Raw genomic sequence first — 25346 nt, forward strand, 5'->3', positions numbered from 1 at the left:
TAGACTATCTGTAAGGGAGCGGGTGTCTCCTAAAAAGGGAACATGAATTTGGCGGAAAGTAAGGTCGGCACACGCGCAATCTATCAGCCCGGCGCGAGCAGCATCGAGGGTTTGCCGACAGCGCTGCAGATGTTTCATGCCCATCCGCCTGTTATGGCCATGCCGCACTGGCATGCGCAGGTCGAGGTCAACTACGTGATGCGCGGCACCGTGCACTACCGGATGAGCGATCACGAATTCCGGCTGAACGCCGGCGAGATGTGCCTCTTCTGGGGTGGTCAGCCGCATCAGATGGACGAATCCTCAGACGATTCGCTCTATGCCGGCGCCCATCTGCCGCTCGTCTATTTCTTTCGGCTGCGCCTGCCGATCAGCGTTTCCAGCCGGTTGATGAAGGGTGAGACGCTGCTGACCTCGGCAACGGATGCCGCCGACAACGAGAACTTTACCCGCTGGTTCCGCTATGCCAATTCCGGCGATCCCGCCAAGGCCCAGCACGCCGTCGACGAGCTGCTGCTGCGCATCGAGCGCATCGCGCTTGAACCCTATTCGATGACGTCGCAGGCGGCCATCGATCTCGAGCGCGATCACCCTTATCCCCATTGCTCGCGCAGCGTTGCGCGCATGTGCGATTTCATCGCCGCCAATTTCCTGCACGACATCGATTCGGTCGATATCGCCCGCGCCGCCGACCTGCATCCGAAATATGCGATGAACCTGTTCAAGCGATCGACCGGCATGACGCTCAGCAAATATGTGACGCTGCTGCGGCTGTCGCGCGCCCAGGCGATGCTGATGAGCGAGGGCGCCAACGTGCTGCAGGTGGCGATGGACAGCGGCTTCGGCTCGATCAGCGCCTTCAACAAATCCTTCCGTCACATCGCCGGCATGTCGCCGTCGAATTTCCGCCGCGATATCCGGCTGGTGACGACGATCCCCTCCGGGACCTTTCGGAACTAGCTCAGATAGAGTCGCAACGCGGCGTTCTGCGTGCTGCTTTTTTCACTGGGCAAAAAAGAACCAACGCCTAAGGCGGCGGCAGAATGCGCACATTTTCTGTGCAAGTGCATGCACTATTGCTTTTGCCGGGAATTTAATGTCGGCGCACCCTAAATAAAATCAATGGTTTATAATTTGGCACACACTTTGCTTCGATAGTTGCAGAGTTGGTGGCTAGGGTTCCGGCGTCGCAAGGCGTGGCTGGTCCGAGAGCTACCACCGGCAGGGGAGACATCCCGCCGGGTGCACGGCGGGACAAAAGCCCGGGAGACCTCGTAAGCCAAGGGATTGGCGGCACGATGGTCATTGCCGATCCCTTTTGAAGAAAAGCAAAAGGGGAATTTCAATGCAGACTTTTTCGAAGATCCTATCGATTACCGCACTGACGGCCTCGCTGACGCTCGGCTTCGGTTCCGTCACCAAGGCTGAACAGAAGACCGATTTCAAGGTCGCCTGGTCGATCTATGTCGGCTGGATGCCCTGGGGCTACGCCGCCGATCACGGCATCGTCAAGAAATGGGCCGACAAATACGGCATCAAGATCGAGGTGACCCAGTTCAACGACTACGTCGAATCGATGAACCAGTATACGGCCGGCGCCTTCGACGCCGTGACGCTGACCAATATGGACGGTCTGTCGATCCCGGCCGCCGGCGGCGTCGATACGACGGCCGTGATTGTCGGCGACTTTTCGAACGGCAATGATGCCGTCATCCTTAAGGACAAGGCGAGTCTTGCCGACATCAAGGGACAGAACGTCAATCTCGTCGAATTTTCCGTCTCGCATTATCTGCTCGCCCGGGCGCTCGAAAGCATCAAGCTGACCGAGCGCGACGTCAAGGTGGTCAACACCTCCGACGCCGATATGGTCGCCGCTTACAAGACGGCTGACGTGACTGCGGTCGTCACATGGAACCCGCTGGTCTCGACCATCCTCGAGGATCCCACGGCCAAGAAGGTCTTCGACAGCTCTCAGGTGCCGGGCGAGATCATCGACCTGATGGTCGCCAATACAGGCGTGCTGAAGGACAATCCGAATTTCGGCAAGGCGCTCGTCGGCATCTGGTATGAAACCGCAGCACTGCTGACTGCCGACAGTGCCGACGGCAAGGCTGCACGCGAGGCGATGGGCCAGGCATCGGGCACCGATCTCAAGGGCTTTGAATCCCAGCTTGCCGCCACCAAGCTGTTTGCCAAGCCGGCCGATGCCGTTGCCTTCACGGCCTCGAGCAACCTGCCGAAGACAATGGATCTCGTCCGCAACTTCCTGTTCGAAAAAGGCCTGCTCGGCAATGGTGCGCCATCGGCCGACGTCATCGGCATCGAAATGCCGGATGGCAAGATCCTCGGCGATAGCGGCAATGTCAAGCTGCGCTTCACCGAGACCTACATGAAGGCCGCCGCCGACGGTTCGCTCTGAGCCATGTCAAAGCAGCGGTGCGGCATTGACCGCACCGTCCACCCTTCATCAGCGGAGCTTTCCCCATGCGCTGGATCAACACGAGGCCGAGCCGGGGCGCGCAGCTTGCCTTGACGCTGCTGCCCTTCGTGCTGCTGATCATTGCCTATACTTTCGGCTCGGCAGCACGGCTGGCGGAAAACGCCAACGACAAACTGCTGCCCGGTCTTGCCGGTTTTGCCGATGCAATTGACCGCCTGGCTTTCATCGCCGATCCGCGCACCGGTCAATACCTGCTCTGGTCCGATACGGGGGCGAGCCTGATTCGCCTGCTTGCCGGCCTCGGCATCTCCACAGTCACGGCGCTCGTCATCGGCATGCTGATCGGCATGCTGCCTTATCTCCGAGCCCTGCTCTCTCCCTTCGTCGCCGTTATCTCGATGGTGCCGCCGCTGGCCCTGCTGCCCATCCTCTTCATCGCCATGGGTGTTGGCGAAGCCTCAAAGATCGCGCTTATCGTCATCGGCGTTGCGCCAACGATGATCCGCGACCTTGCGCTGAAGGCGCTGGAGCTGCCGCGCGAACAGATCGTCAAGGCTGAAACACTCGGCGGCTCCTCCTGGCAGATCGGCCTTCGTGTGGTGCTGCCGCAGATCCTGCCGCGGCTGATCACCTGCCTCAGGCTTCAACTCGGTCCAGCTTGGCTGTTCCTGATCGCGGCCGAGGCGATTTCGTCGGATTCCGGTCTCGGCTACCGCATCTTCCTCGTTCGCCGTTATCTCTCGATGGACATCATCTTTCCCTATGTCGTCTGGATCACGCTGCTCGCCGTGATCATGAACTATATCCTCGATCGCCTCCGCATCGCCGTCTTCCCCTGGTCCGAACTGGAGAAGCAGGCATGAGCGAGTTGGTGATCGAAAAGGTCTGGAAAGAGTATGGTGACCAGATCGTGCTCGAGGATGTGTCGCTGATGGTTGCCTCGCGTGCCTTCGTCGCCCTCGTCGGCCCGTCCGGCTGCGGCAAGTCGACGTTCCTTCGCATGCTGCTCGGCCAGGAGCGGCCGACGCGAGGGACCATCCTGCTGGACGGCGAAGCTCTGCCGCAGGAGCCAGGGCCGGATCGCGGCGTCGTCTTCCAGCGCTACTCCGTGTTCCCGCATCTGACCGTGCTCGGCAATGTGCTGCTTGGGCGGGAACTCTCAGCGTCTCGCTATAAAGCCAAGCTTTTCGGCGCTGCCCGCCGCAAGGCCATCGACGAAGCTCGGCGGCTGATCGGCGAAGTCGGTCTTTCCGGCGCCGAGGGCAAATATCCGGCGCAACTATCAGGCGGCATGCAGCAGCGCCTGGCACTGGCGCAGGCGCTGATCATGAAGCCGAAGGTGCTGCTGCTCGATGAGCCCTTCGGCGCGCTCGATCCCGGTATCCGCGCCGAAATCCACACATTGATGAAGCGCCTCTGGCACGAAACGCAGATGACCGTCGTCATGGTGACGCACGACATGCGCGAGGCCTTCACGCTGGCGACGCGCGTCGTCGCCTTCGAGCGCAAGCGTGACCGCCCAGAGGAAAAGGAGCGCTACGGCGCGACGATCACCAAGGACATTTCCATCTGGCCGCCGAGGCTTGCCGGCGCCCCCTCCATCTTCAGCCCCGACCGGGACGGCCCGGTCATTTCTCTGGGCCTTCGCCGGGACGACCCGGCTTCCAGTCCGTCAGGAGAAAAACCATGATGCATGTCAGACGTTCGCCAGAGGAGATCGCTGCCAACCGGCAGCGTTACGAGGAACATCAGAAGAAGGGGCTGGAATTTGCGCCGAAGGCCTTGCCGGTGCCGAGCCCCCTTCCCGCCCCCGCAATCGATGCGGCTGCGATCATCCATCAGGAAACCATCCCCGGCGGCTGGTACTGGTCGACCGCGCTGAAGCGCGGCGAGGCGCTCCGCATCGACCAGGGTGAAGCCGGATCGACCGTAGCGCTCGTCGCCTGGAACGCTGCCGATACGAGTGAAAGGCTCAATCTCGTCGATACGGTCAAGGTGCAATGGACGACCGCCCTCGGCAAGGGCCGTGTCATCTTCTCGGATATGGGCCGGGTTATGTTTTCGCTGATCGAGGATAGTTCCGGCGCCCACGACTGCCTGATGGGCGGCTCGACGGCAGCTTCGAACGCGGCAAAATATCCGGGCGTCAAGACCCGCAACACCCGCGACAATCTCGTGCTCGTCGCTGGCAAGCTTGGTCTCACCAGACGCGACATCCCTGGGATTCTCAATCTCTTCGCCCCCGTCCGCGTCGACGATGACGGCGGCTTCCACTGGCGCGGCAAACTCTCAAACAGCGGCGATTACGCCGAGCTGCGCGCCGAGATGGACATGATCGTCGGCTTCTCCAATTGCCCGCATCCGCTCGATCCCGATCCGGTCTATGCGCCGAAGCCGGTCATCGTCACGCGCTTTCGCGCGCCCGCTCCCGGCGCCGACGACCTCGCGCGCACGGCGACCGCCGAAGCCCTTCGCGGCTTCGAGAACAACGCCTCGATGCTGGCCTGAGGAGAATGGCGATGACCGATTTCATCAAGACTTCAGCTTCGCGCAGCCTCGAAAATGCCGTGCAGGATCATTTCATCCCGGCCGAAGCGCCATGGTCCGGTATCGTCCGCAAAGGCCAGACGATCCGCATCGAAGACAGCTACGGCCAGCAGGCGATCGACACGCTGTTTTATCGCGCCGATGACTTTGCCGAGCGTTACTCCAACCAGGATACGATGCGGGCGCAAGATGGCGCCTATATCGGCACCGGCACGAAGATCATCTCGAACGAAGGCAACGTCATGCTGGTCATGACGGCCGACAGCTGCGGCCGGCACGATACATCCGCCGGCGCCTGCTCCTGCGAGAGCAACACGGTGCGCTTTGGCCACGGCACCAAATACCTGCATGCCTGCCGCGACAACTTCGTGATCGAAGTGACCAAACACGGCATGAGCAAGCGCGACATCGTGCCGAACATCAATTTCTTCATGAACGTGCCGATCAAGCCGAATGGCGAGATGACCATCGTCGACGGCATTTCCGCGCCCGGCGACTATGTCGAGCTGGTGGCGGAAATGGACGTGCTCTGCGTCATCTCCAATTGCCCGCAGATCAACAATCCCTGCAACGGCTTCGATCCGACGCCGATCCGGGTGCTGATTTGGGACGGCGAGGACTGATCGATGTTCACCAAGGTCCTTATCGCCAATCGCGGCGAAATCGCCGTCCGGGTTATCCGGACATTGAAGAGGATGGGCATCGCCTCGGTCGCCGTCTATTCCGATGCCGACCGGTTCTCGATGCCGGCGCTGACCGCCGGCGAGGCCATCCGCCTCGGACCGGCGCCAGCCGCTGAGAGCTATCTCAACGTCGATGCCGTCATCGCCGCCTGCAAGGCGACGGGAGCCCAGGCCGTACATCCGGGCTACGGGTTCCTGTCCGAGAATATCGGCTTTGCCGAGCGGCTCGCCGCCGAGGGTATCGCCTTCATCGGCCCACGGCCGGAACATCTGTCGGCCTTCGGCCTGAAGCACACGGCGCGCGAACTGGCAAAGGCGAGCGGCGTGCCGCTGCTGCCCGGCACCGATCTCTTACAGAGCGTCGAAGAGGCGCTTTCTGCCGCAGAGACCGTCGGTTATCCCGTCATGCTGAAAAGTACGGCCGGCGGCGGCGGCATCGGCATGCGGCTCTGCGCCGATGCGGCAAGCCTCAAGGCCTCCTTCGAGAGCGTGCAGCGGACCGCCCGCGCCAGCTTCGGCGATGCGCGCGTCTATATCGAGCGCTTCGTTGCCGAAGCCCGCCATGTCGAGGTGCAGATCTTCGGCGACGGCAAGGGCGGCGTGATCGCGCTCGGCGAACGAGATTGCTCGCTGCAACGGCGAAACCAGAAGGTCGTCGAGGAGACCCCTGCCCCCGGCCTTTCCTCGGAAACACGGGCGCGGCTGCACAAGGCGGCGGTCGATTTGGGAAGTTCGGTCTCCTATGAATCGGCCGGCACCGTCGAATTCATCTATGATCCCCAGCGCGAGGAATTCTATTTCCTCGAGGTCAATACCCGCCTGCAGGTCGAGCATCCCGTCACGGAAGCCGTCTTCGGTATCGATCTCGTCGAATGGATGATCCGGCAGGCGGCCGGCGAGGACGTGCTTTCGGCTGCGAATGCCCTGACGCCGAAGGGTGCGGCGATCGAGGTGCGTGTTTATGCCGAGATGCCGCATGCCGATTTCCGCCCGAGTGCCGGCCTTTTGACCGAAGTCATTTTTCCGGAAAGCGCCCGCGTCGACGGCTGGATCGAGACCGGAACCGAGGTCACGCCCTTCTATGACCCGATGCTTGCCAAGCTGATCGTGGCGGCGGAAGACCGGCCGGCGGCGATCGAGAAGCTGAAGGCAGCACTCGCCGAAACATCGATATCGGGCATCGAGACCAATCTCGATTATTTGAGAACCATCGCCGCTTCCGAACTGCTTGCCGGCGCCAAGGTGGCGACGACGGCGCTGCGCGACTTCGCCTTCATTCCGGATGTCGTCGAGGTCCTTGCGCCCGGCGCGCAGTCGAGCATCCAGGAACTGCCGGGCCGGCTCGGACTCTGGCATGTCGGCGTGCCGCCAAGCGGTCCGATGGACGAGCGCTCCTTCCGCCATGCCAACCGGCTGGTCGGCAATGCCGACGTGACGGCTGCACTCGAATTGACGGTTTCCGGCCCGACATTGCGGTTTTATGCCGACCAGACAATCGCGCTTGCCGGCGCGCGGATGGCGATGACATGCGACGGGACACAGTTGCCGCATGGCGAGCCGGTGCTGATCCGCGCCGGCCAGGTTCTGTCGATCGGCACGATCGAAGGACCGGGGCAGCGCGCCTATCTCGCCGTCGCCGGCGGTTTTGGAGCTCCCGTCGTGCTCGGCTCGCGGGCGACGTTCGGCCTCGGCCAGTTCGGCGGCAACGCCACCGGCACGCTGAAGACGGGGCATGTGCTACATTTTGCCCGGCAGGCGGCAACCGAACCGGCGACGCCCGCAACGGAGCCGGCCACCTTGACGCGCGAATGGGATGTCGGCGTCGTCTACGGCCCGCACGGCGCGCCTGATTTTTTCGAGGATGGCGATATCGAAACGCTGTTTTCGACGGCTTACGAGGTGCATTTCAACAGCGCCCGCACCGGTGTGCGCCTGATCGGCCCGGCCCCGCAATGGGCACGTAGCGACGGCGGCGAGGCGGGGCTGCACCCCTCCAACCTGCACGACAATGCCTACGCGATCGGGGCGATCGATTTCACCGGCGACATGCCGATCATTCTCGGCCCTGACGGCCCGAGCCTTGGCGGCTTCGTCTGCCCGGCGGTGATTGCCCGCGACGAGCAGTGGAAGATGGGCCAGTTCAAGCCCGGCGACCGTATCCGTTTTCATGCAGTGGCGCGGCCGGAAGACCCGGTCGCTGGTCCAGCGGTGCGGCGGGTCGCGGAAGAGACGGGTTCGCCGATCGTCGGCACCAGCGAGGACGGACCGGTTTCGGTCGTCTATCGCCGCCAAGGCGACGACAACCTGCTCGTCGAATACGGGCCGATGACGCTTGATATCGCGCTCCGACTGCGGGTGCATCTGCTGATGCAGGCCGTTGTCGAGGCTCGCCTTCCGGGCATCGTCGACCTTACCCCCGGCATCCGCTCGCTGCAGATCCATTATGACGGCACGCAGCTGACGCGCCGGCGCCTGCTGGGGCTGCTCTCCGAGATCGAGGCGACGCTGCCGGCGGCACAGGAGGTCACGGTGCCCAGCCGCATCGTGCATCTGCCGCTCTCCTGGAGCGATCCGGATGCGGAGCTTGCGATGCGCAAATATCAAGAGCTCGTGCGCCCGAATGCGCCTTGGTGCCCGTCGAATATCGAGTTCATCCGCCGCATCAACGGCCTTCCTGACGAACAGGCCGTTCGCGATATCGTTTTCGATGCGAGCTACCTGGTGCTCGGTCTCGGCGATGTCTATCTTGGCGCGCCGGTTGCGACCCCTGTTGATCCGCGCCATCGCCTGGTGACGACGAAGTATAATCCCGCCCGCACCTGGACGCCGGAGAATGCCGTCGGCATCGGCGGCGCCTATATGTGCATCTACGGCATGGAAGGACCGGGCGGCTACCAGCTCTTTGGCCGCACCATCCAAGTCTGGAACACTTGGCGGGAGACGCCGGTCTTTGCCAAGGGAAAACCTTGGCTGCTGAACTTCTTTGACCAGATCCGTTTCTTCCCTGTTAGTAACCAGGAATTGACGGAGGCGCGCGACGCCTTTCCGCATGGGGGCTATCCGATCAGGATCGAGGAGACGGAATTCTCCTATGCTGCCTATGAGAGGGAATTGCAGGCGAATTCGGCGTCGATCGGCCGTTTCAAGGCAACGCAGCAGGCCGCCTTCGATGCCGAACGTCGGCGTTGGAAGGAAGCCGGGCTCGACAGCTTCGTCACCGATGAAGGCACGACCGAAAGTCCGGATGGGGATATTCCCGACGGTTGCTTCGGTGTTGCCAGCGCCGTGCCCGGCAATATCTGGAAATTGCTGGTCGAGCCGGGCGCCTCGGTTGCGGCCGGCGATACACTCGCCATCATCGAATCGATGAAAATGGAAATCAACGTCACCGCCCATGCGGCAGGCCGCGTCCGCGATCTGCGCGCCGGGCCGGGAAGAAACGTCAAAGCCGGCGATATCATCGTCGTTCTGGAGGAATGCTGACATGCTGCCGACCATCCTCGATCTCTCAAGCCTTCGCGCCGCCTATCAATCCGGCCTGACGCCGCTCGACGCCATCGAAGAGGTGATCGCGCGGCGTGCCGCCTCGAAAGATCCGGCAATCTTCATCACGCCGGTGCCGGATGACGAGCTGCGCGCTGCCGCGAGAGCGCTGATGGCACGCGCGCCTGAGGCAAACAGCCTGCCGCTCTGGGGCGTTCCCTTCGCTGTCAAAGACAATATCGATGCCGCCGGCCTGCCGACGACTGCCGCCTGCCCGGCCTATGCGTATCGGCCGGAAGCGGACTCCACCGTCGTTGCCCGGTTGAAGGCGGCCGGCGCCATCATCATCGGCAAGACCAATCTCGACCAGTTCGCGACCGGCCTCAACGGCACGCGCTCGCCCTATGGCGCGCCGCGTTCGGTCTTCGATGCGGCCTATATCTCCGGCGGATCGAGTTCCGGATCATCAGTCACGGTTGCTTCAGGCCTGGCGGCCTTCGCACTCGGCACCGATACGGCGGGTTCCGGCCGGGTGCCGGCTGCCTTCAACAATCTGGTCGGCATCAAGCCGACGCCGGGTCTCCTGCCGAATACCGGCGCCATACCGGCCTGCAAGAGCGTCGATTGCATCACGATCTTTGCTGCGACCGTCGGCGACGGTGTTGCGATCCGCAAGGTCGCCGAAGGCTTCGATGCCGCCGATCCGTTCTCGCGTCGCGCCAAGCCGGCGAACCTGCCTGTGTCGGGCTTGCGCATCGGCGTCCTGACTGACGCCGAGCGGGAATTCTTCGGCGACAAGGAGGTGGAGGCGCTCTACGACCAGACGATCGAGCGGGCCAGAGGGCTCGGCGCCACCATCGTGCCTTTCGATTACGCGCCATTCCGCGAGGCGGCCGCCCTTCTCTATGACGGGCCGTGGGTCGCCGAACGTCTGGCGGCGGTCGAAACCTTCCTCGCCACCAACGCCGCCGATTTCGACCCGACGGTCAGAGGGATTATCGAAGGCGCCAAGGGCAAGACCGCGGTCGAGGCCTTTAACGGCCGATACCGGCTGGAGGAGCTGCGCCGCAAGACCGAAGCCGAATGGGAAAAGGCGGACGTGCTTCTGCTGCCGACCGCGCCCACCACCTACACGGTCGCCGACATGCTGGCCAATCCCGTCGTGCTCAACGGCCGCCTCGGTCGCTACACCAATTTCGTCAACCTGCTCGATTGCGCGGCGATCGCCGTTCCGGCCGGCTTCGGCAAGGGCGGCTTGCCGGGCGGCGTCACCGTCATCGCGCCTGCCTTCACCGACGATGCGCTGGCACCACTTGCCGATGCGCTGCATCGCGCAGCAGGTTCCGGCATGGGCATCGACCGGCAGGCGGCAATACCGGAAGCGAGCCGCATTGCGCCTGGCGATGACGGTTTCATCGAAATCGCGGTCGTTGGTGCGCATCTGACCGGCATGCCGCTCAATCACGAATTGGCAGGCTCCGGCGGGCGTCTGGTCAAGACCTGCCGCACGGCCGGCGATTATCGCCTCTTCGTTCTGCCCAATACCACGCCGCCGAAACCGGGACTGCTGCGCGAACCCGGCCATAAGGGTCAGGGGCTGGAGGTCGAGGTCTGGGCACTGCCGGCCGATGCTTTCGGCAGGTTCGTCCAGAAGATTCCGGCACCGCTCGGCATCGGTAAGCTCACGCTCGAAGACGGTTCCAGCGTCTCCGGCTTCGTCTGCGAGGCCCATGCGGTGAAAGGTGCCGATGAAATCACCGCGCTTGGCGGCTGGCGCAACTATATCAGCGCCAAGCTGGCGAGCTGAGGAGAGTCTTGCATGGCGGCAAAACTCATCCGGCGCCTGATCGATCTGCTGCGGGACGGTCTGACCGCCCGCAGCGAAGCGATCGGCAGCACCTGTGTCAGCCCTGGCGGCTCTCAGAGCGTTCGGCAAGCTCGACGATGATGCCGTCGGGATCGCGAACGAAGGCGATCTTGTTCAGCATCTCGGAGTGGACGGCGAAGCGCGGCGGCTCCTTGATCTCGACGCCCGCCTGTTCAAGGCGGGCGAAGGCCTCGTCGACATTGTCGAAATAGAAGGTGAGGTGCCGGACGCCGGCCGTATCTTCAGGCACGTCGACCGCCCTGGAAGCGCCGCCGGGCGGCGCAAAGACCTCCAGCATGCCGCCGCCTGCATCGAGGAACGCGACCTGCATGCCATTCGCCATCGTCTTGCGCAGCACGAGGCTGAGGCCGAGCAGGCCACAGTAGAAATCGACGGTGCGGTCCATGTCGCCGACCGTCATGCCGACATGCTCGAAGGATTTCAGCATCGGAGAGCCCTTCCCGGTTCAGACCGTGGCCGCAGCCCGCCATTCCCCTGCCGGAAGCCAGGAGCGATAGAGCGGATGATCGGCGGCGATCGGCATCGGCGTCGGTTGTCCGGTTCGCTGCGAGAAATAAGCGGCCGTTACCAGTTCCAGCGAATTGCGGGCATCCTGCAGCGTCACCGGTGGGTCGGTGTCTTCGACGATCGCCTTATGGAAGAGCTCGAACTGACGGGTGTAGCCATCCTCGCCAGGCACATGGGCGGCGAGCACTTCGTCGATCCGCGCCTGATGTTCCTCTGTCCCGGCGACGAACGTCCACGGATCACGGCCCATCGTGTAGGGTTCGATGATGCTTTCGGCGACGAGGTCGTTGAAGCAGAAGCGCAACCGCGAGATCTCCTTGCGCGAACCCAGCGTCATCGACAGCGTCGCCAGCGAGCCATTCTGCATCTTCACCGAAAGGGCTGCCGTATCCTCGACCTCGATCGGATTGACCAGCGTCGCCCCATAGGAAAACACCTCGGCGCAGGGGCCATGCACATAGTTCAGCATGTCATGGGCGTGGATGGCGTGGCCGAGAAGGCCACCGCCGAGTTCGCTCGCCCATTTGCCGCGCCACGGCACGGCATAATAATCCGGCCCGCGCCACCAATGGGTTTCGATCGTGGTCAGGAACGGCTTGCCGGCTAGGCCACGTTCGATCAGCAGCTTCAGCTTCTGCAGGCCGGAACCATAGCGATACTGGAAGATCGGCATCAGCTTCTTCCTGGGGAAGCGGGCAAGGATGCGCCCCATCTCGTCGACCTCGGCGATCGAGCCGAAGAGCGGCTTCTCGCAGATCACGTGCTTGCCGGACTCGATACCTTTGCGGCACAGTTCGAAATGCGAACTCGGCGGCGTCGAAATGTCGATGATGTCGAGATCGTCGCGGGCAAACAGCGAATCCGCATCCTGCGTGTATTCGGCAATGCCGAACTCCTCGCACAGCGCTCTGCCGCGCTCCTCATCGAGCGAGCAGAGCACGGGAACTTCGAAAAGCTCCTTGTTCCAACCGAAGCCGGCCAGATGCCGCGCAGCGATGCCTGCGCCGATGACGCCGACGCGCAATTTCCTGGTCATGATTTCCTCCTCAGCGAGCGCCGATGCGCGCGGCTTTCGCCTGGGCTTCGAGCGAAAGACGGCAGACTTCAAAAACGTGATCCTGGGTCATCGCCGTCTGTGTGCGGTTGCCGACGTCGGCGGTGAAAGCGTCGAAATAGTCGAGTTTTTCGCCACTGCAATCGATATGGGTCATTTCCTTGCCGTTGACCAGGAAGAGGTGATCCTTGCCCGGCCGGCCGGCGATATCGATATATTTGCGCAACTCGATGTAGCCTTCGGTGCCGAGGATGGTCAGGCGCCCGTCACCCCAGGTCGGCAGCGCCTCCGGCGTGAACCAGTCGACACGGACATAGCCCGCCGCCTTGTCGGAGCGCAGAAGCACCTCACCGAAATCCTCGAAGGCGGGCTTGTCGGGCATGCCGAAATTGCCGATCGAGCTTGCGATGACCTCGCCTGTGGTCGAGCCGGTATAAAACAGGAACTGGTCGACCTGGTGTGAAGCGATATCGACGATGATGCCGCCAAAGGCTTCGGGATCGAAGAACCAGTCCGGCCGGGTCGGCAGTTGCAGCCGATGCGGACCGACGCCGAGCGTCTGGATCACCTTGCCGATCGCCCCTTCCTTCACCAGCTTTCCGGCCTTGACGGCGGAGCGCACGCAATGGCGTTCGGAAAAGCAGATCGAAAAGATCTTGCCGGTTTCAGCGACGGTCTTCTTGACGTCCTCGAGCTGGGCGAAGGTCGTCACCCCAGGCTTGTCGGTCATCACGTCCTTGCCTGATTTCATCGCACGGATGGCGAGACCGGCGCGATCGCGCGGGATCGCCGAGATGCAGATGACGTCGATCGATGGATCGTCGAACAGCTTTTCCCGGTCGATCTGCGGCGCGTCAGGATAGGTCTTCTCAAAGGCCTCGCGCAATGCCGGCACCGAGGTCTGCGGGCAATAGCCGACGAATTCGCCGCCTGAAGCCAGCAATCCCTTCACGTGATCGAACGTGTGCCCATGGTCGATTCCGACGACGGCAAATCTCAACATTGCTGCAATATCCTCCTGGGATTTTCGTGTGGCCGGCTAATGCCAGGCTCCTCCATGTTGGGCAAAACAGATAACGAAAGCCGGCTCCTGTCAAGGCGAGATGAAGGGCAAAATCGTCACGGCCTGTATTTAAATATCTGAAATATAACAGTTATTTTGTATCTAAATAGTTATTTTGTGAGCTTTTGCGATTGGATTCCCGAGAAGGGCCGCCGCTTGAGTCGATCAGGCAAAGGTCTTTTTCCCCGACGCATCTTGCCCCGTCTCCGTGAATGTGATCGATTTCGGCTGCCGCCGGGCTGGAGGGCGGCAACACCCCGCAATGTTTTGAAGAGCGCTCCCCGCTCGCCTGTGACGGAAGATCACCATGTCTCAACCTCTGCTCGATGTCGCCGCTTCGGATGGTCTTTTTGTCGGTCGCATCTGGAATCCCGAAGTGCAGGGACCGAGCATTGTGACGCTGCGCGAGGGTATACTGGTCGACATCACGTCGCGCGAGGCGCCGACGCTGAGCGCCCTGCTCGAGCGGCAGGATGCCGCCACCTTCGTCCGTGCAGCAAGTGGCAAGGCGGTTGGCTCGCTGGCGGACATCGCCGCCAACAGTACCGGAGCTCCGGATCAAACGCACCCTTATCTCCTTGCGCCCGTCGACCTGCAGGCAGTCAAGGCCTGCGGCGTTACCTTCGCACAATCGATGATCGAGCGCGTCATCGAGGAGAAGGCCGCCGGCAGTCCGGAACGCGCCGCGTCGATCCGCGAGCGTGTCAGCACGCTGATCGGCGGCAGCCTCACCAATCTGAAGGCCGGTTCGCCGGAGGCCGCCAAGGTCAAGCAGGCATTGATCGACGAGGGCATGTGGTCGCAATATCTCGAGGTGGGCATCGGGCCTGATGCCGAAGTCTTCACCAAGGCGCCGGTGCTCTCCTCCGTCGGCTGGGGTGCCGATGTCGGCCTGCATCCGATCTCGACCTGGAACAATCCCGAGCCCGAAGTCGTGCTCGCGGTCAATAGCCGCGGCGAAATCAAGGGCGCGACGCTCGGCAACGACGTCAATCTGCGCGACGTCGAGGGCCGCTCGGCACTGTTGCTCGGCAAGGCCAAGGATAACAACGCCTCCTGCTCGATCGGTCCTTTCATCCGCCTGTTCGATGCCGATTACAGCCTGGATGAGGTACGCAAGGCCGAACTCGACCTAAAAGTCACCGGCCAGGACGGTTTCGTGCTGCATGGCAAGAGTTCGATGTCACAGATCAGCCGCGACCCGACCGATCTCGTCAAGCAGACGGTCGGCGCCCATCATCAATATCCTGACGGTTTCATGCTTTTCCTCGGCACGCTGTTTGCGCCGACGCAGGACCGCGACGCGCCGAAGCAAGGCTTCACCCACAAGATCGGCGATGTCGTCGAGATTTCCTCGGCAGGCCTCGGCGCCCTCGTCAACACCGTGCGGCTCTCCACCGAATGCCCTCCCTGGACCTTCGGCATTTCGGCGCTGATGAACAATCTGGCAAAGCGCGGTCTTCTCTAAATTACTGATTCCGTCGCCTGCCCTGCAGCAAGTCGAGGACGGAGCTTGCCGCCTCGAGAACGTTTGTCCCCGGGCCGAATACGGCTGCAACGCCGTGTTCATGCAGGAATTCATAGTCCTGCCGCGGGATGACACCGCCGCAGACGACGATGATATCGCCACCACCCTGTTCCCTCAGCCTGTCGATCAGCTGTGGTAGCAGCGTCCTGTGACCGGCCGCCAATGACGAGACGCCAACGACATTGACCTTTTCGCTGAGCGCGACGCCGGCGGCTTCCTCCGGTGTCTGGAAGAGAGGACCGACGAGCACATCGAAGCCGATATCGCCGAAGGCCGAGGCGATCACCTTGGCGCCTCGGTCGTGTCCGTCTTGACCGAGCTTGGCGACCATGATCTTCGGCCGGTGCCCCATGGCTTCCGTCACCTCCGTCATACGAGTCTTGAGCACGGCGAGTTCCGGCTCATTTTCATACGCTTGGCCATAGACGCCCTTGATCACCACAGGCGTGGCGGCATGATCGCCGAAGGTATCGCGCATCGCATCCGATATCTCGCCGACCGTGGCGCGGGCCCGCGCCGCCGCGATGGCGGCTTCCAGCAGGTTGCCCTTGCCGCTCTGTGCGATCTCGGCCAGGGCCGCCAGCGTCTCGCGCACGGCTCCGCCATCGCGCCGCCGCTTGGTTTCCTCGATGCGTCTGATCTGCGCTTTGCGCACCGCGCTATTGTCGATCTCCAGAATGTCGATCGGCTGCTCGTTGTCGAGCCGGTAGCGGTTGACGCCGACGATGACCTCTTCGCCCTTGTCGACGGCTGCCTGGCGGCGTGCGGCCGCTTCCTCGATCAGCCGTTTCGGCAGGCCGTCATTGACGGCCTTCGTCATGCCGCCGAGTGCTTCCACCTCCTCGATCAACGCCCAGGCTTTGTCAGCAAGCTCCTTCGTCAGGCTCTCGACGTAATAGGAGCCCGCCAGCGGATCGACCACCTTGGTGACGCCGGTTTCGTGGCTCAGGATCAACTGCGTGTTGCGGGCGATGCGGGCGGAAAATTCCGTCGGCAGCGCGATTGCCTCGTCGAAGGAGTTGGTATGCAGCGACTGCGTGCCGCCGAGCACGGCCGACATGGCCTCGAAAGCGGTGCGGATGATGTTGTTATAGGGATCCTGTTCCTGCAGCGAGACGCCGGAGGTCTGGCAATGGGTGCGCAGCATCAGCGAGGAAGCCTTCTTCGGCTCGAACTCCTCCATGATGCGGGTCCAGAGCAGCCGGGCGGCGCGAAGCTTGGCCGCCTCCATGAAGAAGTTCATGCCGATCGCAAAGAAGAAGGAGAGCCTGCCGGCGAAATCATCGACATTGAGGCCCTTGGCGATCGCCGCCCTGACATATTCGCGACCGTCGGCCAGCGTGAAGGCAAGTTCCTGCACCAGCGTCGCGCCGGCTTCCTGCATGTGATAGCCGGAGATCGAGATCGAGTTGAATTTCGGCATCTCCTTGGCCGTATATTCGATGATGTCGGCAACGATCCGCATCGATGGTTCGGGCGGATAGATATAGGTGTTGCGGACCATGAATTCCTTGAGGATGTCGTTTTGGATGGTCCCCGAGAGCTCGGTCCGTGGAACGCCCTGCTCCTCGCCGGCCACGATGAAGGAGGCAAGGATCGGGATGACGGCGCCGTTCATGGTCATCGACACCGACATTTCGCCGAGCGGAATGCCGTCGAACAGGATCTTCATGTCTTCGACGCTGTCGATTGCCACGCCCGCCTTGCCGACATCGCCCTCGACGCGCGGATGGTCGCTGTCATAACCACGGTGGGTGGCAAGATCGAAGGCGACCGACAGGCCCTTTTGGCCGGCGGCGAGATTGCGGCGATAAAAGGCGTTCGATTCCTCTGCCGTCGAGAAGCCGGCATATTGGCGGATCGTCCAAGGCCGGCCGGCATACATCGTCGCGCGCGGGCCGCGGGTGAAAGGCGAAAAACCAGGAAGCGAACCAAGGTGCCCGGCGCCGTCGAGATCCTCGGCCGTATAGAGCGGCTTGACGGCAATGCCTTCCGGCGTCTGCCAGGTCAGCGTTTCGGGCGAGGTGCGCAGCTCCTTTTGCGCAAGCTCCGCCCAATCCGACAGCGTCTTCTTCGTCATGTGGTTCCTCCGGCTTTTTTCATCCCCACCCTACCATTTCACAGGCTCATCGTGCGATAGAGCCCGAACAGGACGATTTTAGGCCGAAGCTGGCCCAAAATCTGAATCCTGTTCTACATTATATAGTTAGAGCATGATGTCGTCCGAAAACCGCTCACACTTTTCGGCATCATGCTTTTGGATAATTAATGCGGCAAATCCTTGATTTCTATTGCCGACTTTGGGACCCGCCTAATGAAGACAATGCAGATCTATGCCTTCGACATGAACTGTGTCGGGCACATCAACCACGGTCTGTGGACGCATCCGCGCGACCGCTCAGCGCACTATACCGATCTCGACTACTGGACGGAGTTTGCCAAGACCGCCGAACGCGGCAAGCTGGACGGCATTTTCCTGGCCGACATCGTCGGTGTCTACGATGTCTACAGGGGTAGCCCGTCGCCGGTGATCGAGACGGGCGCGCAGATCCCGGTCAATGATCCGATGATCCCGATTTCGGCGATGGCCTATGTCACCAAACATCTGGGTTTCGGCGTGACCGTCAACACGACCTATGAGCCACCCTTCCTGCTGGCGCGGCGCATGTCGACGCTCGACCACCTGACCAAGGGACGGATCGGCTGGAACATCGTCACCGGTTATCTCGATAGTGCGGCTCGCAGCATGGGTTTCGACAAGCTGCCGGAACATGATGCGCGTTACGACGCAGCCGAAGAATATCTCGAAATTCTCTACAAGCTCTGGGAAGGGAGTTGGGACGACGATGCGGTGCTGCATGACAAGGCGGGAGGCGTCTATGCTGATCCCTCCAAAGTGCGCTCTGTCCGTCACGACGGCAAATATTACCGGATGGAAGGCATCCATCTTTCCGAGCCCTCGCCGCAGCGCACGCCCCTGCTCTTCCAGGCCGGCGCCTCGGCACGCGGGCAGGATTTCGCCGCACGTCACGCCGAATGCGTCTTCATTGCCGGCCCGAATCCCAAGGCGGCCAAGCCGACCATCGATGCGCTGCGGGCCAAGGCGAAGGAATTCGGCCGCGGCGCCGACGCATTGAAGATCCTGAGCCTGATCACCGTCGTCGTCGGGCGGACGGAGAAGGAAGCACGGGACAGACTGGAGGACTATCGCCGCCATGCGAGCGTTGAGGCTTCGCTTGCGCATTACTCCGCTTCGACAAGCATCGACTTTTCGAAGTATGGATTGGACGACGTCATCGACCAGAGCTCGACCAACGCCAATCAGTCGGCGCTTGCGGCCATCACGAAACAGGCGCCAAAACCGGTGACGCTGCGTAACATCATCGACCAGATGGTGCTCGGCAGCCGGATGAAGCCGATAGTGGGTTCGCCGGAACAGATCGCCGATCATCTCACGGCATGGATCGACGAGGGTGGCATCGACGGCTTCAATCTGGCGCGGACAGTGGCGCCGGAAAGCCTGCGCGATTTTGTCGACTTGGTCGTCCCGGTGCTGCAGGAGCGCGGCGTCTTCAAGGCGGACTATGCTGCAGGACCCTTGCGGCAGAAGCTTTTCGGCGGCGGGAACGGCAGGTTGCCCGCCGCTCATCCCGCTGCCCAGTTCCGGCGCTGACTTATCGGTGGTCCAACCTGGCGACCAGCAGGTCGCCAAGCCACTGGATACCGCAGACGAGCACGATGAGGACGGCCACCACCGCGATCATCACACTGGTTTCAAAACGTTGATAGCCATAGCGGATGGCGAGGTCGCCGAGGCCGCCGGCGCCGATCGCGCCGGCCATGGCCGAGGCGCCGATCAGCGTTACCAGCGTGACGGTGAAACCGGCGACGATGCCCGGCAGCGCTTCAGGCACCAGCACCTCGCGGATGATCGTCCAGCGGTTGCCGCCCATGGCGCGCACGGCGTCGATCAGCCCGCGGTCGACCTCGCGCAGCGATACTTCGGCGATGCGGGCGTAGTAGGGCGTTGCAGCGATGGCGAGCGGCACGATGGCCGCCCAGGTGCCGAGCGCGGTGCCGACGATCAGCCGCGTCAGCGGGATCAGCGCCACCAGCAGGATGATGAAAGGCACCGAGCGGAAACCGTTGATGACTGACCCGAGCATGCGATTGATCCAGAGGTTTTCGGCGATGCCGCCGCGCGCTGTCGCGACCAGAGCAAGGCCGAGCGGCAGGCCGGCCACGAGCGAGATCAATCCCGAGGCGAGGGTCATCAGGACCGTCTCCCAAAGGGACCGAATAAGCAGTTCAAGCATGATCGGTGTCATAACCAAGCACCTCCACCCGGGCGGACCGGGCCGTCAGGAATTGTTCGACTTTTCCGGCAAGCGCGGGGTCGCGCGCGGGAACGGCGATGAAGAACCGCGCCACCGGCTGGTTCTGGATATGGTCGATGCCGCCATGGACGAGGCGGAAGGAATGCGGCAATGCTGCCGAGAGTTCGGCAAATAGCGCGCCCTGCGCCTGTGGCCCGGCGAGATCGACGCTGAGGATCGCTTCGCTGCCCGCCGTCGCCGACAGCCGGCCGGCAATATGCTCGGGAAGCTGCGGGCGGATGCCGCCAAGCAGGCTCCCGGTGATTTCAGTCTGCGGATTGGCGAAGACCGACCAGACCTGCCCTTCCTCGACGATCCGCCCGGCATCGATGACCGCGACGCGATCGGCAATGCCGCGTACCACTTCCATCTCGTGGGTGATGAGCAGAATGGTCAGTCCGAGCTTACGGTTGATGTCCTTCAGCAATGCCAGGATCGACCGGGTCGTTTCCGGATCGAGCGCCGATGTCGCCTCGTCGGACAACAGCAGTGCCGGGCGTGCCGCCAGCGCCCGAGCGATGCCGACGCGTTGTTTCTGGCCGCCGGATAGCGATGCGGGATAAGCCTTCGCCTTGTCTGCAAGGCCGACGAGTTCGAGCAGCTCATGCGCCCGTTTCAGGCGCTCGCTCTTTGCAAGACCCTCGATCTTCAGAGGCAGCGCAACGTTTTCCTCGACTGTTTTGGCGGAAAGCAGATTGAAATGCTGAAAGATCATGCCGATGCGGCGGCGCAGCGGCTGCAATTCCCGTTCTGAAAGTCCGGTGATGTCTCGGCCTTCGATGAGGATCTCGCCGCTATCGGCGCGCTCCAGGCCATTCAGGCAGCGGATCAGCGTCGATTTGCCGGCGCCGCTGCGGCCGATGATGCCGAGGATCTCGCCTCTCTTCACCGTCAGCGAAATACCGTCGAGGGCTGCAGTGGCTCCGAACCGTCGCTTCACGTCGGCCAGTCTCACCACCTCTTCGGAAGCCGCCGCTTGCGACCGGGCCTCGATCGCCGTGGTGGTGGAAACAAGGGAATTCATGTGGTTTTCCTTACAAATACTGAAGGCGGTCCGGGCAGAGAACGCCCGGACCGCCTCTCGGCAGGCCTTAGAGCCTTTCCGGGTTGGATTGCAGCATTCTGCCGGAGCAGGTTTTCGTGAGGGCAAAGGCGATTGGCGACGGGCATACCTCTTGGTACGTCCGAGCCGATCGCCTCTGATCCTGGCGCAAAGATGCCCGGCCCTTCGGGTTGGCTGAAACGGGCCGGCTGATCGACCGGCCGGCTTGGCCGTAGAGCCGGGCTACGACACGCGCCGGCCGGTCGAACATCCGACTCCGTTTGAGCCAACAGAATGCTTCAATCTAACCCGGAAAGGCTCTAACCCCAGCCCTGCCTCTGATCAATAGGCGCTGAGACCGGTGCCCTTGTAGACCTTCTCAAATTCGGCCTTGACGGTGTCGTTCTGATAAGAAGACACAAGCGTTTTGACCCATTCGGCATCCTTGTTGTCGTCCTTGACGGCGATGAAGTTGCGGTACGGATTATCGGCGACCGGCTCCTGGGCAATGCGTTCAGCCGGCGAAAGACCGCTCTTCAGCGCCCAGTCGGTGTTGACGATACCGGCATCCAGATCGTCGATCGAACGGCCGACGATGCCGGCGTCGAGTTCCTTGATCTCGATCTTCTTCGGATTGTCGGTGACGTCGGCGACGGTCGCGAGAATACCGGTGCCCTCCTTCAGTTTGATCAGGCCTTCGCTCTGGAGAACGCGCAGCGCACGGCCTTCGTTCGAGGGATCGTTCGGCACGCCGATGACGGCACCTTCCGGGATCTCGGCGACGGACTTGTATTTCTTGGTGTAAAGGCCGATCGGCCAGACCCCGGTATAACCGACGCGAACGATGTGATAGCCGTGCTGCTGGATCTGGTTGTCGAGATAGGGCTGGTGCTGGAAAGCATTGGCATCGATTTCGCCGCGCTCCAGCGCTTCATTCGGCTGGGTGTAGTCGTTGAAGATGACGGTCTCGATCTTGAGACCCTTCTTGCCCGCTTCGCTCGCGACCACGCGCCAGATGTCCTCCTCCTCGCCGGCCATGATGCCGACCTTGATCGACTTGTCCTCGGCATGGGAAGGAGCGGGTGCTGCAAAAGAAAAGACTGCGGCCGCCGAAATGGCGACGGCGGCAAGAGCCGCCCGGCGTGAAAGGTGGAAGCCGTGAAGATTTTTGTTCTTGGTCATTGTTATCCCGTCTGACTGAATGAGGCCGAACGCCCCGAGCAGGCCGATCATGGCAAATGCGCGGATCGGGAGCGAAGCACGAATGTCTGATGTGGAGGAAAGGCCGGAAAAACTCTTGCCCTACCATCGATATCGGCAGGATAAATTTCCACCAAATTTGTGGGTTTGTTTGCGGCTTGAGAGCATGCTCCAAAACTGAAAACGGCGCCTCCTCGGCGCCGTCTCAAGCCCATTCCGGCATTCCTCATTCGGCAGCAATCAGGGCGTGATTTCGCGCAGGAAAGAACGTCTTGAGCTCGCCGATGACTTCGCCGATCCGCTTGGAAAGTGGATCGGACGAGACACGGTAATCGGTGAAGTCGCGGTCGGACGCGTAAACCGCGGTGGGCAGCGTGTGCGACATGAAAAAACCGAAGAGCGGGCGGAGCTGGTGCTCGACCATCAGCGCATGGCGGTCGCCGCCGCCGGTCGCAGTGATGATGATTGGCTTGGCGCGCAGTTCATGCGGGTCGATCAGGTCGATCAGATGCTTGAAGAGGCCGGGATAGCTGCCTTTGTAAGTCGGCGCTCCGATGACCAGCACATCGGCATTGACGATGTCGTCGATAACTTCCCTGGCGCGACTGTCGAGGTCGTCACGGCGCAGCGCCTGCCCAAGCGAGGGGCCGACATCGGCCAGGTCATAGATGGTGTTGTCGAAGCCGTATTTCTCCCCGGCGAGACCGGCAATGTTTTCGACAAGCGCAAAGGTCTTCGAGGGGCGGTTGAAACTACCTGCAAGGCCGACCAGTTTGTGAGCAGACATGCCATTTCCTTCCAATATCGTGCCGAGACCGACGTCATTATCGCACGAATATTATCTATAAAAATAGTGGATTAAAGGAATGGTGATCCCTCTTCCTCATAGGAGGAGAAAAATACGTTCGGGCCTATGGGCGACGGCGACGTGCGAAATCGGGCCGGAGTGTTGGTGACATTCCGGCTCGATCGATTGTCCGTAAGCGGTGTCGCCTCAGACTGGTTTCTGCTTGGGAATACGCGGCAAGAAGACCGTCAGGAGACCGAGCAGCGGCAGGTAGGAGCAGATCCGGTAGACGAAATCGATGCCGTGGGTATCGGCGAAACTGCCGAGTAGGGCTGCACCAAGCCCCCCTGCCCCGAATGCGAAGCCGAAGAAGACCCCGGCAATCAGCCCGACGCGCCCGGGCACCAGTTCCTGCGCGAAGACGACGATTGCCGAGAAGGCCGAAGCGAAGACCAGGCCGATGACGACGCTGAGTATGCCCGTCCAGAAAAGGTTCGCATAGGGAAGCAAGAGCGCGAAGGGAATGACGCCGAGGATCGAGAACCAGATGACGAAACGGGCGCCGAAGCGGTCACCGATCGGTCCACCGAGGAAGGTGCCGACGGCGACCGAGCCGAGGAACAGGAAGAGCATCAGCTGCGCCTGCTGCACGCTGAGGGCAAACTTGTCGATGACATAGAAGGTGAAGTAGCTCGACACGCTGGCCATGTAGACATTTTTCGTTGCCGTCAGCAGCACAAGAATCAGCAACGCCCCGATGACCCGGTTCTGCGGCAGCGGCAGGGTCCGGCTTATTGCCGGCTTGCTGGCATTCTGGCGCCTGTGGCTCATGTACCAGTTGCCGACCCAGCTCAGCACGATCATGCCGACCATGGCGATGGCGGCGAACCAGGAGACGCTGTGCTGGCCGAGCGGCAGCACGATAAAGGCGGCAAGCAGCGGACCGATCGCCTGGCCGGCATTGCCACCGACCTGGAAGAAGGATTGCGCGAAACCGTGGCGACCGCCGGAGGCAAGACGGGCAACGCGCGAAGATTCCGGATGGAAGACCGCCGAGCCGAAGCCGATCAAGCTGGCGGCAACCAGCAGCAGTTCGAAGCTGCCGGCGTTGCCGAGCAGAATGAGGCCGCAAAAGGTACTCGCCATACCAACCGGCAGCGAATAGGGCATTGGCCAGCGGTCGGTGACGATGCCGACCAGCGGCTGCAGCAGCGAAGCCGTGACCTGGAAAGTCATGGTGAGGAGACCGATCTGCACGAAATCGAGATCGTAGTTCGCCTTGAACAGCGGATAAAGCGAGGCGAGCAGCGACTGCATGATGTCGTTCAGCATGTGGCAGAAGCTGACCGCCATGAGGATAGACATCGTCGTCTTTTCGAAACGAGGCGGGCTCTCGGCAACGGTTGCCATCAATACTTCTCCTGCACAGGCACGGCCGGTGCCATGCCACGTCGCTTTTGTTCTATGGATTTTCGGGCGATCGGGGCTGGGAAGACTCTCGTGCGACGGTCGCTGAACTGCATTTAGCGTAAGCCGGGACGCAATTACAGCCCAGTTTTATCCGTATTGGTACGGCTTTTGTTCGATTTGCGCTTCCACCGAGTGATTTCTGCGTGATTTCACGTCTTTCCGGGCGAGGGCTTTCATATCACAGTCAGCCGCGATGATCACATATCCAGTGGGCTATGTGAAAACAACCATGGAAAAGCCATGCAGGGGATACTACAGCTGCACCGATTGAAAATGCGATCGAGGCTGAAAACACGCGATGAATGTCAAGACAGCGAATGCGATAGACAGCTATGTCGGAGCGCGCATTAGATTGCGCAGGCAGTTGCTCGGGATGAGCCAGGAACGGCTTGCCGAGCAGATCGGCGTGACCTTTCAGCAGGTTCAAAAATACGAGAAGGGCATCAACCGCATCGGCGCGAGCCGGCTGCAGCGGATCGCCGAGGTGCTGCACACGTCGCCGAGCTTCTTCTTCGAACAGGAGAATTCCGAGCCGTTGACGCTGCACGGGCTGGATCTATCCGCGAATATGGATCCGGTCGCCGAATTCCTGCGAACGAAAGAGGGATTGGTGCTCAACCGCGCTTTTCTGAAGATCGCCGACAGCAATATCCGCGAAACGGTCATCGCGCTGGTGAAGGCGATGGCGCAGGCGGAAAGTCGCGGTCTGACATCGGGAGCCTCCGCAGCGGATATCACCCTTCCGCTCGGAGAATAGGCGGGTATCGCAGCGTTGCGCCTGGCGGGCCGACCGGACAATCAGTGGCATTTCCCGAAAGGGTCTGCTTGCGATTTGGCATTTGCTGGATCGCTATCGCCTGGACTTTGCGCTGGGCGCTCTGTTGGAGGACCTCGGCGGGAGCGGCGTGTCCCCTCCCCCAGGCAAGTAATCATGACGGTTCTCCGCCACGCGGCACTGAACAGCCACTGACTGTCCAGGTGCTTGCCCAATGCGGACGTTCTTCAAAGAGCTGTGCACGCTCGATTATCTCGATTCTGACGTATCCAGTCGGCTATGATGCCGGTTGTGCGGCCTTGCTCTTGCGATTCGGCTGGGCGAATGCGCTATTGCTGCTCCGACAGCGCCCGCCCGGGCGGCATGTTCAAGCCTTTGAAAAAGATTGGACAACCTCGCGGTAGGGTCTTGTTAACCCTATTTGCCTTGCCACCCCTCCAGAATCGGCGCTAAATGCGGTTTCACAGCGCGTAGGGCTTTTAAATCGCATTTTCGAGATTTCC

20 protein-coding genes and 1 riboswitch are annotated in these 25346 nt (G+C 61.8%); of the genes, 11 read left to right on the forward strand and 9 right to left on the reverse strand.

From position 1 onward, the window contains the following. Positions 1-42 precede the first annotated feature (42 nt). The 8 genes from RlegSU303_RS34075 (at position 43) to atzF (ending at position 10960) form a co-directional block, all read left to right on the forward strand. Complete coding sequence (locus RlegSU303_RS34075; protein ID WP_131719434.1) at positions 43-960, forward strand: helix-turn-helix domain-containing protein; 918 nt, start codon at positions 43-45, stop codon at positions 958-960. A gap of 202 nt (positions 961-1162) precedes the next feature. Beyond that, positions 1163-1271: riboswitch (guanidine-I (ykkC/yxkD leader) on the forward strand. 74 nt (positions 1272-1345) lie between these two features. Next, positions 1346-2419 carry a putative urea ABC transporter substrate-binding protein gene (locus tag RlegSU303_RS34080; protein WP_131719433.1) on the forward strand — a complete coding sequence of 358 codons (1074 nt, stop codon included), beginning with the start codon at positions 1346-1348 and terminating at the stop codon, positions 2417-2419. A 65-nt stretch (positions 2420-2484) separates the two neighbouring features. Further along, on the forward strand, positions 2485-3303 hold the full coding sequence (locus RlegSU303_RS34085; protein ID WP_131719432.1) for an ABC transporter permease: 819 nt from the start codon (positions 2485-2487) through the stop codon (positions 3301-3303). After that, a complete protein-coding gene (locus RlegSU303_RS34090) occupies positions 3300-4130 on the forward strand; it encodes an ABC transporter ATP-binding protein (RefSeq protein ID WP_131709869.1) in 831 nt (276 codons plus the stop codon). The genes RlegSU303_RS34085 and RlegSU303_RS34090 overlap by 4 nt, the downstream gene beginning before the upstream one ends. Further along, positions 4127-4948 carry an urea amidolyase associated protein UAAP1 gene (locus tag RlegSU303_RS34095; RefSeq protein WP_131719431.1) on the forward strand — a complete coding sequence of 274 codons (822 nt, stop codon included), beginning with the start codon at positions 4127-4129 and terminating at the stop codon, positions 4946-4948. Before RlegSU303_RS34090 ends, RlegSU303_RS34095 begins: the two co-directional genes overlap by 4 nt. 11 nt (positions 4949-4959) lie before the next feature. Continuing rightward, a complete protein-coding gene (locus RlegSU303_RS34100; RefSeq protein ID WP_131719430.1) occupies positions 4960-5610 on the forward strand; it encodes an urea amidolyase associated protein UAAP2 in 651 nt (216 codons plus the stop codon). Positions 5611-5613: 3 nt separating this feature from the next. After that, positions 5614-9153, forward strand: a complete 3540-nt coding sequence (gene uca, locus RlegSU303_RS34105; RefSeq protein WP_131719429.1) for an urea carboxylase — start codon at positions 5614-5616, stop codon at positions 9151-9153. Between the two features lies 1 nt (position 9154). Next, positions 9155-10960, forward strand: coding sequence for an allophanate hydrolase (atzF, locus tag RlegSU303_RS34110; RefSeq protein WP_131719428.1), 1806 nt, complete (start codon positions 9155-9157; stop codon positions 10958-10960). Between the two features lie 97 nt (positions 10961-11057). Here the strand turns inward: atzF and RlegSU303_RS34115 are convergent, their stop codons facing one another. From RlegSU303_RS34115 to RlegSU303_RS34125, 3 genes are read right to left on the reverse strand one after another with little or no spacing between them, the layout of a single operon-like run. Beyond that, on the reverse strand, positions 11058-11468 hold the full coding sequence (locus tag RlegSU303_RS34115) for a VOC family protein (protein ID WP_131719427.1): 411 nt from the start codon (positions 11466-11468) through the stop codon (positions 11058-11060). 18 nt (positions 11469-11486) lie between these two features. Continuing rightward, positions 11487-12584 (reverse strand): Gfo/Idh/MocA family protein, encoded by a 1098-nt coding sequence (locus tag RlegSU303_RS34120; RefSeq protein ID WP_131719426.1) that lies wholly within the window; start codon positions 12582-12584, stop codon positions 11487-11489. 10 nt (positions 12585-12594) lie between these two features. Continuing rightward, positions 12595-13605, reverse strand: coding sequence for a Gfo/Idh/MocA family protein (locus RlegSU303_RS34125; protein WP_131719425.1), 1011 nt, complete (start codon positions 13603-13605; stop codon positions 12595-12597). Between the two features lie 367 nt (positions 13606-13972). Here RlegSU303_RS34125 and RlegSU303_RS34130 point away from each other — a divergent pair, with 367 nt between their 5' ends. Beyond that, on the forward strand, positions 13973-15133 hold the full coding sequence (locus tag RlegSU303_RS34130) for a fumarylacetoacetate hydrolase family protein (protein ID WP_131719424.1): 1161 nt from the start codon (positions 13973-13975) through the stop codon (positions 15131-15133). A gap of 1 nt (position 15134) precedes the next feature. On the opposite strand, the gene scpA is transcribed toward RlegSU303_RS34130, so the two are convergent. Further along, positions 15135-17273 (reverse strand): methylmalonyl-CoA mutase, encoded by a 2139-nt coding sequence (gene scpA / locus RlegSU303_RS34135; protein WP_131719423.1) that lies wholly within the window; start codon positions 17271-17273, stop codon positions 15135-15137. A 234-nt stretch (positions 17274-17507) separates the two neighbouring features. On the opposite strand from scpA, the gene RlegSU303_RS34140 reads away from it, so the two are divergent. Continuing rightward, positions 17508-18866, forward strand: a complete 1359-nt coding sequence (locus tag RlegSU303_RS34140) for an LLM class flavin-dependent oxidoreductase (protein ID WP_131719422.1) — start codon at positions 17508-17510, stop codon at positions 18864-18866. A 1-nt stretch (position 18867) separates the two neighbouring features. On the opposite strand, the gene RlegSU303_RS34145 is transcribed toward RlegSU303_RS34140, so the two are convergent. The 5 genes from RlegSU303_RS34145 to RlegSU303_RS34165 all read right to left on the reverse strand — a co-directional run bounded on the left by RlegSU303_RS34145 (position 18868) and on the right by RlegSU303_RS34165 (position 24008). After that, positions 18868-19521 carry a methionine ABC transporter permease gene (locus RlegSU303_RS34145; protein ID WP_131719421.1) on the reverse strand — a complete coding sequence of 218 codons (654 nt, stop codon included), beginning with the start codon at positions 19519-19521 and terminating at the stop codon, positions 18868-18870. Continuing rightward, positions 19502-20593: a methionine ABC transporter ATP-binding protein gene (locus tag RlegSU303_RS34150; protein ID WP_131719420.1), complete on the reverse strand. Its 1092-nt coding sequence runs from the start codon at positions 20591-20593 to the stop codon at positions 19502-19504. The genes RlegSU303_RS34145 and RlegSU303_RS34150 overlap by 20 nt, the downstream gene beginning before the upstream one ends. A 360-nt stretch (positions 20594-20953) precedes the next feature. After that, entirely contained in the window at positions 20954-21793 is an 840-nt protein-coding gene (locus RlegSU303_RS34155; protein WP_020485921.1) for a MetQ/NlpA family lipoprotein, read from the reverse strand. 244 nt (positions 21794-22037) lie between these two features. Further along, a complete protein-coding gene (gene msuE / locus RlegSU303_RS34160) occupies positions 22038-22598 on the reverse strand; it encodes an FMN reductase (RefSeq protein WP_017957624.1) in 561 nt (186 codons plus the stop codon). Positions 22599-22805: 207 nt separating this feature from the next. Next, the gene (locus RlegSU303_RS34165; RefSeq protein WP_094088947.1) at positions 22806-24008 is read right to left on the reverse strand and encodes an MFS transporter; all 1203 of its coding nucleotides are present in this window, start codon (positions 24006-24008) and stop codon (positions 22806-22808) included. Between the two features lie 358 nt (positions 24009-24366). On the opposite strand from RlegSU303_RS34165, the gene RlegSU303_RS34170 reads away from it, so the two are divergent. Beyond that, positions 24367-24825 carry a helix-turn-helix domain-containing protein gene (locus RlegSU303_RS34170; RefSeq protein WP_017957622.1) on the forward strand — a complete coding sequence of 153 codons (459 nt, stop codon included), beginning with the start codon at positions 24367-24369 and terminating at the stop codon, positions 24823-24825. Positions 24826-25346: the final 521 nt, after the last annotated feature.

It is taken from the genome of Rhizobium sp. SU303, assembly GCF_021052345.1.
Classification (GTDB): Bacteria; Pseudomonadota; Alphaproteobacteria; order Rhizobiales; family Rhizobiaceae; genus Rhizobium; species Rhizobium laguerreae.